This window comes from Clostridium sp. UBA1652, assembly GCF_002320975.1.
Classification (GTDB): domain Bacteria; phylum Bacillota; class Clostridia; order Clostridiales; family Clostridiaceae; genus Clostridium_T; species Clostridium_T intestinale.
This window is the reverse complement of record NZ_DCLI01000095.1, coordinates 16,368-28,684: the sequence shown is the minus strand read 5'-3', so window position 1 is coordinate 28,684 and position 12,317 is coordinate 16,368. Positions and strand designations below refer to the sequence as shown.

The 12,317-nt window shown below is 30.9% G+C and carries 13 protein-coding genes; all 13 read left to right on the top strand.

The genetic code is table 11. The features are described from left to right. Nucleotides 1–267, top strand: a complete 267-nt coding sequence (locus B3N22_RS22620; RefSeq protein WP_286910817.1) for a putative Se/S carrier protein — start codon at nucleotides 1–3, stop codon at nucleotides 265–267. After that, nucleotides 257–976 (top strand): selenium cofactor biosynthesis protein YqeC, encoded by a 720-nt coding sequence (gene yqeC, locus B3N22_RS22615; RefSeq protein ID WP_286910815.1) that lies wholly within the window; start codon nucleotides 257–259, stop codon nucleotides 974–976. Before B3N22_RS22620 ends, yqeC begins: the two co-directional genes overlap by 11 nt. Further along, nucleotides 969–1,556 carry a molybdenum cofactor cytidylyltransferase gene (mocA, locus tag B3N22_RS22610; RefSeq protein WP_286910813.1) on the top strand — a complete coding sequence of 196 codons (588 nt, stop codon included), beginning with the start codon at nucleotides 969–971 and terminating at the stop codon, nucleotides 1,554–1,556. Before yqeC ends, mocA begins: the two co-directional genes overlap by 8 nt. Next, nucleotides 1,556–2,350, top strand: coding sequence for a selenium-dependent molybdenum cofactor biosynthesis protein YqeB (yqeB, locus tag B3N22_RS22605; protein WP_286910811.1), 795 nt, complete (start codon nucleotides 1,556–1,558; stop codon nucleotides 2,348–2,350). Before mocA ends, yqeB begins: the two co-directional genes overlap by 1 nt. Before the next feature lie 127 nt (nucleotides 2,351–2,477). Beyond that, nucleotides 2,478–3,278: an XdhC family protein gene (locus B3N22_RS22600; RefSeq protein ID WP_286910809.1), complete on the top strand. Its 801-nt coding sequence runs from the start codon at nucleotides 2,478–2,480 to the stop codon at nucleotides 3,276–3,278. A gap of 2 nt (nucleotides 3,279–3,280) precedes the next feature. Beyond that, nucleotides 3,281–3,769: a MogA/MoaB family molybdenum cofactor biosynthesis protein gene (locus B3N22_RS22595; RefSeq protein WP_286910807.1), complete on the top strand. Its 489-nt coding sequence runs from the start codon at nucleotides 3,281–3,283 to the stop codon at nucleotides 3,767–3,769. A gap of 12 nt (nucleotides 3,770–3,781) precedes the next feature. Next, entirely contained in the window at nucleotides 3,782–4,798 is a 1,017-nt protein-coding gene (locus B3N22_RS22590; RefSeq protein WP_286910805.1) for a molybdopterin-binding protein, read from the top strand. Nucleotides 4,799–4,811: 13 nt separating this feature from the next. After that, nucleotides 4,812–5,306: a cyclic pyranopterin monophosphate synthase MoaC gene (gene moaC / locus B3N22_RS22585; protein WP_286910803.1), complete on the top strand. Its 495-nt coding sequence runs from the start codon at nucleotides 4,812–4,814 to the stop codon at nucleotides 5,304–5,306. 17 nt (nucleotides 5,307–5,323) lie between these two features. Then, nucleotides 5,324–7,069, top strand: coding sequence for a sigma-54 interaction domain-containing protein (locus tag B3N22_RS22580; RefSeq protein WP_286910801.1), 1,746 nt, complete (start codon nucleotides 5,324–5,326; stop codon nucleotides 7,067–7,069). 382 nt (nucleotides 7,070–7,451) lie between these two features. Continuing rightward, nucleotides 7,452–10,007 carry a selenium-dependent xanthine dehydrogenase gene (gene xdh, locus B3N22_RS22575; protein WP_286910799.1) on the top strand — a complete coding sequence of 852 codons (2,556 nt, stop codon included), beginning with the start codon at nucleotides 7,452–7,454 and terminating at the stop codon, nucleotides 10,005–10,007. Between the two features lie 18 nt (nucleotides 10,008–10,025). Then, nucleotides 10,026–10,619, top strand: a complete 594-nt coding sequence (locus B3N22_RS22570; RefSeq protein WP_286910798.1) for a nucleotidyltransferase family protein — start codon at nucleotides 10,026–10,028, stop codon at nucleotides 10,617–10,619. Between the two features lie 17 nt (nucleotides 10,620–10,636). Further along, nucleotides 10,637–11,605, top strand: a complete 969-nt coding sequence (gene moaA / locus B3N22_RS22565) for a GTP 3',8-cyclase MoaA (protein ID WP_286910796.1) — start codon at nucleotides 10,637–10,639, stop codon at nucleotides 11,603–11,605. A gap of 2 nt (nucleotides 11,606–11,607) precedes the next feature. Continuing rightward, complete coding sequence (locus B3N22_RS22560; protein ID WP_286910794.1) at nucleotides 11,608–12,036, top strand: MOSC domain-containing protein; 429 nt, start codon at nucleotides 11,608–11,610, stop codon at nucleotides 12,034–12,036. Nucleotides 12,037–12,317: the final 281 nt, after the last annotated feature.

Below are 12,317 nucleotides of genomic sequence, written 5' to 3'. Positions count from 1 at the left end.
ATGGATGTGGAGATATTTAGTTTAATAGCCTTTGATTCTACTCACAGTGCTATTAGAGCTGAAAAAGAGCTTATGAATAATATAAATGTAAGAATAATACCTGTTCCAAGAGAGATAACTTCAGGTTGTGGGCTTTCTATTAAACTGGATAACAATAATATAGATAAGGCTAGAGAGATTCTTATTAGCAAAAACATAAAAACCTCTGGTTATTATTTGATTAAGAAAATAGGATTAAGTAAGGTAGTAACTCGCTATGAAACTTAAGGAAGTTTTAGATATAAAGTTAGGTGATGTTGTAACTATTGTTGGAGCAGGTGGGAAAACTACCTTAATGTTTACATTAGGAGAAGAGTTAAGGAAAGATAATAGAGTTTTAATAACCACTACAACCAAAATATACATGCCTGAAACTAAGCAGTTTGATTTTCTAGAAATTGATTTCCATAAGTTTAATGAATATGTTATTGATAAGGGTATTTATATTTATGGAAAAAGTGTAGATTCTGAGAATAAGATAAAAGGTCTGAATTTAGAAATTTTAGAAAAGCAGCTTCATAAATTTGACTATGTATTAGTAGAAGGGGATGGCTCCAAAAAGAAACCTATTAAAGGGTGGAGAGAAGATGAGCCAGTTGTAAGTAGTAATACTACTAAAACTGTAGGGGTCTTAAGTATAGAGGTTGTTGGAAAAGAAATTAATGAGGAAAATATTCATAGAGTAGACAGGTTTTTAGATATAACTAATTCAAAATTGGATGATGTTATAGATTTAGAAATGATTACTTCTCTAGTTTTCCATGAAAAAGGACTATTTAAAGATGCAAAAGGTGAAAAAATACTTTTTATAAATAAGGTTGAAAGTCATAAAGACAAGATGCTGGCGGAATGTCTAAAAGAAAAGATAAAGAAAATAAATAATGGATATATAAATAAAATTATTTGTGGAAGCTTAAGAGGGGAAGTTTATGATTAATTGTATAGTTATGGCATCTGGATACGGAAGTAGAATAGGTACAAATAAGCTTCTTTTAGAGTATAGAGATAAAAAGCTCATTGAGCATATTATGGATAAGATTTTACAGATTAATTTTTATTCAAGGCTTGTAGTAGCAAAGGATAAGGAAGTTTTAGATATTGCATGTAAAAAAGGGTTTAAAGTAGTGGAAAATAAAAATTCTATTCTTGGGCAAAGTGAATCCATAAAACTAGGAATAGAGAATTCTCCAGTTGCAGAAGGATATATGTTTTTTACAGGAGATCAACCTTTATTAAGTAAGTTAACTATAAAGAAGATGATAGATGCTTTTAAAAATAATCCTCAGAATATAATAATTCCTAGATATAAAGATAGAAATGGTAGTCCAGTTATATTCTCTTCAATATTTATAGATGAACTTAAGGCTTTAAAGGGAGATAAGGGTGGAAGAGAAGTCATTAAAAGAAACAAGGATAGTTTAGTATTTGTTGAGGTTGAAAATGAATATGAGCTGATGGATATAGATACCTGGGAGGATTATGAAAAATTACAGTTACAAAGGAAGGATAATTTATAATGAAAGAAATAGTTATAGTTAGAGGGGGAGGAGATATAGCCTCTGGTGTAATTCAAAAGTTATATAGATGTGGATTTAAGGTTTTAGTATTGGAAATAGAAAACCCTACCTGCATTAGAAGAGCGGTAAGTTTTAGCGAGGCTTTATTTGAAGATGAAATAGAAGTTGAGGGTATAAAATCTGTTAGGGTAAGAAATTTAGAAGAAATAGAAGATGCTTGGAAAAATAATAAGGTACCTGTGATTGTAGATCCAAAAGGAAGTTATATAAACTTATTAAAACCTAAGGCAGTAGTAGATGGAATATTAGCGAAAAAGAATTTAGGAACCTACATTAATATGGCACCTATAACCATAGCTTTAGGCCCAGGTTTTGAAGCAGGAAAAGATGTTGATGTAGTAATAGAAACAAATAGAGGACATAATTTAGGAAGACTTATATTTAAGGGAGAAGCTCAAGCAGATACTGGTGCACCAGGTAATATAGGAGGATACACTAAAGAGAGAGTTATATATAGTCCTTGTGATGGGGTTATAAATAATGTGAGAGAGATTGGGGATATAGTAAAAAAAGAAGAACCTTTAGCATATGTAGGAGATTATATAGTTAGAGCTACTATAGATGGAGTTTTAAGAGGGATAATAAGAAATAGTAGCAAGGTATATGAAGGACTTAAAATTGCCGATATTGACCCAAGGCTTGAAGAGAGAAAAAACTGCTTCACTATTTCTGATAAGGCTAGAACTATAGGTGGAGGGGTATTAGAAGCTCTGATATACTTAATCAGACAATAATTGTTGATTTACAAATATATACCCAGTTGTTATAATAAATTATATAAAAATATAACATTTAATTAATAAAATATCATATAAACTGCTATAAACTTTCTAAAGTATTAAAATTGATAAGGAGGGGACTATGAGCAAGATTATTTTTGAAAAAGTTCTTGAAGCCTTAAATAAAGATGAAGAAGTAGCTTTAGTTATGCTTACAAACAGCATAGGTTCAGTACCAGGTGCAGAAGAGTCTATGATGGCTATATATAAAGATGGAAAAACTATTGGCACTGTGGGTGGTGGGAAGATAGAGTTTGACTTAATAAAAAGAAGTCTTAAAGCATTAGAAACAGGAGAGAGTTTTACATTTAAATACACCTTGAACGAAACTGGTGAGTTAAAAATGACTTGTGGTGGGGTATCAGAAGGGTTTGTAAGGATAGTAAAACCTAATGAAAAGTTAGTTATCTTTGGAGCAGGGCATGTATCTCAAAAGATAGCTTCTATAGCTAGTAGTTTAAGTTTTGATGTTTATATAGTAGATGATAGAGAAGAGTTTAAAAATGTTGAGACTTTTAAGGATGTAAAAAAATTCCTATGCTGTACTCCTAGTGAGGCCTTAAGTGAAATTAATTTAAATAATAGAAGCTATGTGATATTGGTTACCAGAGGGCATGTTACTGATTATGAAGCTCTTAAAGAAGTGATAAATAGAGATGTTGCATATATAGGCATGATGGGAAGTAAAAAGAAGGTTAAAGAAATAAAAGAGAAATTAAATAATGAAGATATAGATAAAGAGAAAATAAAAAAACTTTATGCTCCTATAGGACTTGATATATGTAATGGTACTCCAGAAGAAATAGCTATATCTATTATAAGTGAGATACTGGTGATTAAAAACAAAGGTACCTTGAAACATTTAAGTGAAAGGGAGGAATAGGTTTGTATTCAGTAGGAATAATAACAGCTAGTGATAAAGGCTCTAAAGGTGAACGAGTAGATAAAAGTGGGGATGTAATTAGAGAAATTGTAGAAGCAAATGGATATGAAGTCAATAGATATGTAGTAGTTCCAGATGAAAGAGAAGATCTAAAAAAAGAACTTACATATATGAGTGATGAACTGAGGCTAAACTTAATAGTTACAACTGGGGGAACAGGTTTTAGTAAAAGGGATGTAACACCAGAAGCTACTAAAGAAATAATTGAGAGAGAAGTACCAGGAATATCAGAGGCAATAAGAGCTTACAGCTTAACTATAACTAAGAGAGCTATGTTATCTAGAGGAGTATCAGGCATAAGAGGAAACACCTTAATAGTTAATCTACCTGGAAGTCCTAAGGCTGTAAGAGAATCCTTAGAATATATAATAACTGAGTTAGAACATGGAATAAAGATATTAATTGGTGAAGACTCTGAGTGTGCTAGATAAAGGGGTGAAATGATGAAAAAGATAAAAACTGAAGATGCAGTGGGAATGATTTTATTTCATGATATTACTAAAATAGTCCCAGGAGGATTTAAAGGTAGAGCTTTTAAAAAGGGACATTTAATAAAAGAAGAGGATATACAGGAACTGCTTTCATTAGGAAAAGATCATATATATGTGTGGGAAGATATTGAAGGGTTTTTACATGAAAATGATGCTGCTATAAGGCTTAAGAATTTAGCTTGCGGAGAAGGCATAGTGTTTGGAGAGATAAAAGAAGGAAAGATAGATTTTATAGCAGAACATGATGGACTTCTTAAAATAGATTCAGAGGAACTATTAAATTTAAATATGATAGATGAAATAATGATGGCTACTCTTCATGACAATACCTATGTAAAAAAGGGAGAAAAGCTTGGAGGAACAAGAGTAATACCTCTAGTTATAGATGAAAAGAAGATAATAGAAGCTGAGGATACCATAAAAAATAAAATAGTAAAAGTAGTTAAAGTTAATCCAAAGAAAGTAGGTATAGTAACTACAGGCAATGAAGTTTTTTATGGAAGAATAAAAGATGCTTTTGGACCTGTTATAAGAGGAAAAGCAGCAGAATATGGTTGCGAAGTATTGGGGCAAAAAATACTACCCGATGATTTAGATAAAATTAAGTCAGCTATTATGGAATTTATAAATGAAGGAGCAGAGCTCATAATGTGTACAGGAGGCATGTCTGTAGATCCTGACGATTTAACACCTTCAGCTATAAAGGCAACAGGTGCAGAGATTATAACCTATGGTTCTCCAGTTTTACCAGGAGCAATGTTTTTACTTGCTTATAATGGAGATATTCCTATAATGGGGCTCCCAGGATGTGTTATGCACTCTAAAAGAACGGTTTTAGATCTAGTTTTACCTAGAATTTTAGCAGGTGAAAGAATAACTAAAAGAGACATTGCTATCTATGGACAAGGTGGCTTATGTCTAAATTGCGAAGTATGTACCTTCCCTCATTGTAGTTTTGGAAAGTACTAAAAGGAGGTGTAAAATGGAAAAATTAACTCACTTTGATGAGCAAGGCAAAGCTAAAATGGTTGATGTAACGGAAAAGGATATAACTGAAAGAATAGCTAGAGCCTTTGGGAAAATACAAGTAAGTCCTGAAACTTTAAAGATAATTGAAGAAGGTAAAATAGGCAAGGGAGATGTGCTAGGAGTAGCTAGAGTAGCAGGTATTATGGGGAGTAAAAAAACTTCAGACTTAATTCCCATGTGCCATACTCTACTAATAAATGGCTGCAAGATTGAATTTAATATAAACAGGGAAAATAATGAAATTGAAATATATTCAGAAGTAAAAGTAAGTGGGAAAACAGGAGTAGAAATGGAGGCTTTAACAGCAGTATCCATAACTGCTCTTACTATATATGACATGTGTAAAGCCGTAGATAAAGGAATGATTATTAAAGATATTCACCTTTTAGAAAAAATAGGTGGAAAGAGCGGGCATTTTCTTTACGAAGATAATACTAATATTAAATAAGTTTGGGGGCTAGGGTTATGAAAGAATCATTATTAAAGCCTATTCAGAGTACTGTCTTAAAATATGCAGAAGTTATAGCAAACGTAATAAAAGTAGATGTGGAAATTGTAGATAGTAACTTAAATACTATAGCAGGGACTGGAATATTTACTAGCAATATAAATGGAGATAACAAAGGTGTAGTTTATAAACATGTTTTAGCTACAGGGAAACATCAAATTATAGAGAATCCTAGAGAAGCTGAAATATGTAGACTTTGTAATCAGAAAAATGAATGTTTAGAAATGATGGAGATATCAACACCTATAATATTTCAAAAAGAAATAATAGGGGTAATAGGTCTGGTTTGTACTACTATTGAACAAAAAAATTATCTATCTGATAATTTAGATTCCCATTTAGAGTTTTTGTATAAAATAAGTGAACTTATAAGTGCAAAGATATATGAATTTAAAGGGAATGAAAGAAATGTATCTTATATAAATTTACTTAAGCAAGTTGTGAATAGTGTAGATAACGGAGTTATAATTATAAATTCTGAAAGTAAAATAGTTGAAATGAATAGTAAAGCTATGAAAAAGTTAGAATTAACTCCCAGTGATATTAATGGAAATATACAGCTTAAGCTTTTAGAAGGAAATATATTAGAAGAAGAATTCTATAAAGTAAGGATAAACGGCAAAAAATATAATCTTGTAGGAAGCTTAATACCGCTAGAAGATACCTTAGAGGGCTATAATAAAATGCTTATTTTTAATATGCTAAAGGATGTAAATACAAAAGCCTATAAAATAACCAGTGATAATAAAATTGTAGGCTTAGAGGCTATAATTGGAGAAGGTAAATCCATGCAAGGCATAAAAGATAAAATAAGAAAAATAGCTAACACTAAATCAACTGTATTTGTTACTGGAGAAAGTGGAACTGGAAAGGAACTTATAGCTAGGGCAATTCATGCTGAAAGTGATAGAAGAAATAACCCCTTTATTGGTATAAACTGTGCAGCTATACCAGATACCTTACTAGAGAGTGAACTATTTGGATATGTTAAAGGGGCGTTTAGTGGCGCAAATCCTAATGGAAGAATAGGTAAATTTGAGCTAGCAAATAAGGGTGTGATATTTTTAGATGAAGTTGGAGACATGCCTCTATATCTTCAAGCTAAATTATTAAGGGTTCTTCAAGAGAGAACATTAGTAAGAATAGGCTCTAATGAATTAGTAAACTTGGATATTAGAGTAGTTGCAGCAACTAATAAAGATCTAAGACAAATGATTAAGGAGAATAAATTTAGAGAAGATTTATATTATAGATTAAATGTTATACCTATAGAAATACCAGCGCTTAGGGAAAGAAGAGAAGATTTTAAACTTATATTAAATACACTAATTGATAAATATAATAAAATTTTTGATAAGTATGTTCATACTGTTAATAAAGATGCTTATGAAAGTTTATTAAATTACAGTTGGCCAGGAAATATTCGTGAGCTTGAAAATGTAGTAGAACTTTTAATTAATCTATCTGATAGTAGAGGAATAATAGAAAAAGAAATGCTTCCACATACTATATTAGGTAATAACAAAGTTGAGACGTTTCATGAAGAGGAAGAAATAAGATTTCTTAAGGATATAGAAAGAGAATATATACTTAAAGCTTTAGATAAATATGGCTATGATACCAATGGGAAAAAGATGGTTGCAGAAAAGTTGGGAATAGGAATAGCTACTATATATAGAAAAATAGGCTCTTTTAAAGAATAGTTATCAATGTGAGAAGGTATTATCATTTTGATAATTAATTACTATAGTAGAATTTCTAAATCTAAAAAGTTAAAAGAAATTTAAGTGGTTTTTAGTTTCATAAAAATACTTTTAATAAAATCAATAATCTAAATCGTAAAAATACACCTATATTTTTAATATATCAACAATTTTGACACATTTGGCAAAGAATTTGCTAGAAAGGTAAAGTAAGAAATGTTTATAAAGAAAAACTTAATAGAGAAATAGAAACAAGTTCAATGACGAGCTTTCAAAATTTTAAGAAAAATAGAATTATTTTTCTTTTATTTGATATGAGAGTACTGAACTTGTTTTTTTTATTTTCCTTTTAAGTCTAAAGTAAAAATATAGGGGGCTAATTATGATTAGATTTATATTAAACGGAAGAGAAGTTTCTGCTGATGGAGAGTTGAAGTTAATTGATTATTTAAGAGATGAGGCAAGATTAACTTCAGTGAAAAATGGGTGTGCAAAAGGGACTTGTGGAGCATGCACTGTAGTTATTGAAGGAAAAAATATAAGAGCCTGTATCAAAAAGATAAAGGATATAGAAGGAAAAGAAGTAGTTACAGTTGAAGGTTTAACAGAGATTGAGAAAGAAGTTTATACAGATTCATTTTCAAATGCTGGAGCTGTTCAGTGTGGATTTTGTATTCCAGGAATGATAATGAGTGCTAAGGCGTTAATAGACAGCAATCCTAATCCTACAGAAGAAGATGTGAAAAAGGCAATAAAGAGTAATTTATGTAGATGCACTGGGTATGTAAAAATTGAAAAAGCAATTTTAATGGCAGCTGAAGCTTTTAGAAATCATAATAAAATTCATTTAGAGCAAGAAGCTAAAGTAGGAAGGCGAATGGTCAGAATTGATGCCAAAGAAAAGATTCTAGGCACAGCAAAATATCCAGATGATTATTACATAGAAGGAATGTTATATGGAAAAGCTCTTCGTTCAAGATATCCAAGAGCAAGGGTTTTAAGTATACATACAAGTGAAGCTAAAAAGCTTCAAGGTGTACATGCAGTTCTTACTGCCGAAGATATTCCAGCTAATAATTATCAAGGATATATATTTAAAGATTGGCCTACAATGGTAGCTATAGGAGAAGAGACTAGATATTTAGGGGATGCTATAGCTATAGTAGCAGCTGAAACAAAGGACATATTAGAAAAAGCGCTTTCATTAATAAAAGTTGAATATGAAGAATTACCAGCAATAACTAATGTTCATGATGCCTTAAAAGATGATGCCTACAAGATACATGAAAAAGGGAATATTTTAAGTAACACTTATGTAAAAAGAGGAAATCCAGATAAGGCAATTGAGGAATCAAAATATGTTGTAACAAAAAAATATAAGACTATGCCTATAGATCATGCCTTCTTAGAACCAGAAGCAACTATAGCTTTTTATGAAGGAGATGTATTGACTTTATATGTTTCTTCACAACATATTCATTCAGATCATGAAGGTATATGTCATGTATTAGGACTTCCAGAAGATAAGGTACATGTTATATCAGCATATGTTGGAGGGGGATTTGGAGGAAAAGAAGATTTGACAGTGCAACACCATGCAGCTCTTCTTACCTACTATACTAAAAAGCCAGTTAAAATAACTTTTAGTAGAGAGGAAAGTTTACTTGTACATCCAAAGAGACATGGAATGGAAGTTGAAGTAACTACAGCTTGTGATGAGGAAGGAAATTTGACAGCTTTAAAGGCTAAGGTTTTAGCGGATACAGGAGCTTACGCATCTCTTGGTTCCGTGGTACTAGAGAGAGCGTGCACTCATTTATGTGGACCATATAGAATACCTAATATTGAACTTAACGGATATGCAATATATACAAATAATCCGCCAGGAGGGGCATTTAGAGGTTTTGGAGTTCCTCAAACAACCTTTGGAAGTGAAACCAATATAAATATTCTTGCAGAGCAAGTAGGTCTAGATAAATGGGAATTTAGATATAAAAATGCTGTAAAACCAGGGGATACTCTTCCAACTGGACAATTGTGTGATGAGAGTACAGCGATAATAGAAACTTTAGAAGCAGTAAAAGATGAATATTACAGTGGAAAACATAAATACATAGGTATTGCTTGTGCTATGAAAAACACTGGTTGCGGAGTTGGAGTAATAGATACAGGGAGATGTAATATAGAAGTTAAAAATGGAAAGATAATTATAAAAACTTCAGCTCAATGTATAGGACAAGGACTGGCAACAGTTATGACACAAATTTGTGGAGAAACTACAGGAATATCTTTAGAATTAATTGAATATCATTCACCAGATACTATGGTTACTCCAGATTCAGGTCCTACTACAGCATCAAGACAAACCTTAATTACAGGAGAGGCAACTAGAAGAGTTTCTTTAAAATTAAAGGAAGCTCTAAAAACAAAAACATTAGAAGAACTTGAAGGAGAAGTATTTAAGTCAGATTTTACTGCAATTACAGATAAGTTAGCTTCAGAAAAGGAAAATCCAAAACAACATATAGCTTATGGATATGCAACCCAAATGGTAATTTTAGATGAAAAGGGGAAGGTTGAAAAAGTATTTGTAGCCCAAGATGTTGGAAGAGCAATAAATCCTACAAACGTGGAGGGACAGATAGAAGGTGGAGTTGTAATGGGCCTTGGATTTGCTCTTACAGAGAAATTTGAGACAGAAGATGGATATGTGAAATCGAAGTTTGGGACAATAGGTTTATGGAGATCTACAGATGTTCCTAAGATAGAATATAAACTTATAGAAAAGAAACTAGGAGACTTAGCATATGGTGCTAAAGGGGTTGGGGAACTGGTTTTAATACCAACTTTAGCGGCAACTTCAGAAGCATATAGAACCTTTGATGGAGAGCGAAGATATACTCTTCCACTAGATAATACTCCATATAAAAAGAAGTAAAAATGAAAGGGGTAAGAAATGAAAACTTCTGTTATTATTTTAGCTGCTGGTCAAGGAAAAAGGATGGGAACTGTAAAACAGCTACTTCCTTGGGGAGATACAACAGTATTAGGACAATCTATTGCTTGCTATAATGATATTAATATTGATAAACTTATTATAGTGGTTGGATATAAAGCAGATTTAATAAAAGAAATTTTTTCACAGTATAAGATAACTTGGGCATATAATGAAGATTTTGCTGGAGATATGGCAAGTTCTTTTAAAAAAGGCTTTGAAAAAATAGATAATGATACAGAAGTTTTATATCTTGCTTTAGGAGACACGCCAGCAATTAAGGCTGAAACATTACAACTTATGGAATCAGTTTATGATAAAAACAGATATAAGATCATAATACCAATGGTTAATGGTAGAAAAGGACATCCGGTATTGTTTTCTAAAGATATATTTAAAGATTTAGAAATGGTAGGGAGAAATTATAATTTAAAAGATGTAATTAAAAATCACGATGATGAGGTTTATTATTTACAAGTAGAAGATGAAAATATTATTTATGACATAGATACTATAGAAGAATATGAAACCTTATTAAGAAAGAATAATCTATAAAGGTGGCATTGATAAAATTGATAGATAAACAAGGAAGAAATATAGAATATTTAAGAATTTCATTAACTGATGTATGTAATTTAAGATGTGTTTACTGCATGCCAAAAGATAATATTACTTTTATGGATAAAGAAAAAATCTTAAAAGATGATGAAGTTATAAAGCTAGTCAAATTAATGGCTAAATGTGGCATAAAAAAAGTGAGATTAACAGGTGGAGAGCCACTTACTAGAAAGAACATACTTAAAATAATAGAAGATATACACAGAATACCTGGTATAGAAGAAATATATATAACAACCAATGCCCTTTTATTAGAAGGAAAAGAACGAGAGTTTAAAGAAGCAGGTTTAAAAGGAGTAAATATAAGTTTAGATACTTTAAAGGAAGAGAACTACAGAGACATTACTAGAGGTGGAGATTTAAAAGTTGTATTAAGAGTTATAGATAATTTATTAGACTTAGGTATTAAGGTTAAGGTTAATTCAGTAATAATTGGAGGAGTTAATGAAGATGAAATATTAAATTTAGCAGCTCTTACAATAAATAAAAAAATGGATGTAAGATTTATAGAACTTATGCCTATAGGAGCAGCTAAAGATTTAACCCCTATAACCAATAATAAAGTTAAAGAGCTTATAAAGCAGGGGCACGTACTTGAAGATGAAAAGGTAATAGGTATAAGTGGACCTGCAAAGTATGTACAACTAAAGAATGCCTTAGGTAAGGTTGGATTTATAAGTGCTATAAGCGATAATTTTTGTGAAAGTTGTAATAGGATAAGAGTAACTTCAGAAGGATTTTTAAAACAATGTCTACATTGGAATTATGGTATAGATTTAAAGACTTTAATCAGAAATGGAATGAATGACGAACAGTTATTGGAGATAATAAGAGACAAAATATATAATAAACCTATTAAACATAGCTTTGGAAAAGAAGAAAAGGATAAGGATAATAGATTTATGAATGAGATAGGAGGATAACCATGGGTAGAATAGTAGCGATATGTACAAGTGTGAAAAAGGGAACTAAAAAAGAAGAAGTTAAAGAGATAGAATTGGTTGAAGACTTTGGATTAAAGGGAGATGCTCATGGTGGAAAGTGGCATAGGCAGGTAAGTTTATTGGCCAAGGAAGAAATTGATTCATTTAATAAAAAAGGTGGTAAAGTAGTTTATGGAGACTTTGGTGAAAATTTAGTTACTGAAGGAATAGATTTAGCTAGTTTATCCGTAGGAGATAAAGTCATAATTGGAGACACTTTAATAGAAATAACTCAGTTAGGCAAAAAATGTCATGATAAATGTGAGATTTTTTATTCAGTAGGGGAGTGTATAATGCCTACCAAAGGGATTTTTGGCAAGGTGCTAAAAGGTGGAGCTATATCTTTAGGAGAAAAAATAGAATTATATTAGGATTTAATATAATAAGATAAAGATGTATTATCAAAATGATAATAAAATATCATTTTGAGAGTGGAAGGTTTATTTACTGAAAGTTTTAATGAATTCAAGATTATCCACAAGTATTTAATAAGTTGGTTGTTTTCAAGGCTTTAATGATTAATAGTAATAATTAATAGTGAATTGGCACAGTATTTGCTTATATAAATCATATGAGTATTTGAAAATAAAATTTAACTTTTAGATTAAAAACAAGTTCAATGAAGAGCTTTTAATTTCTAAATATATTTCTT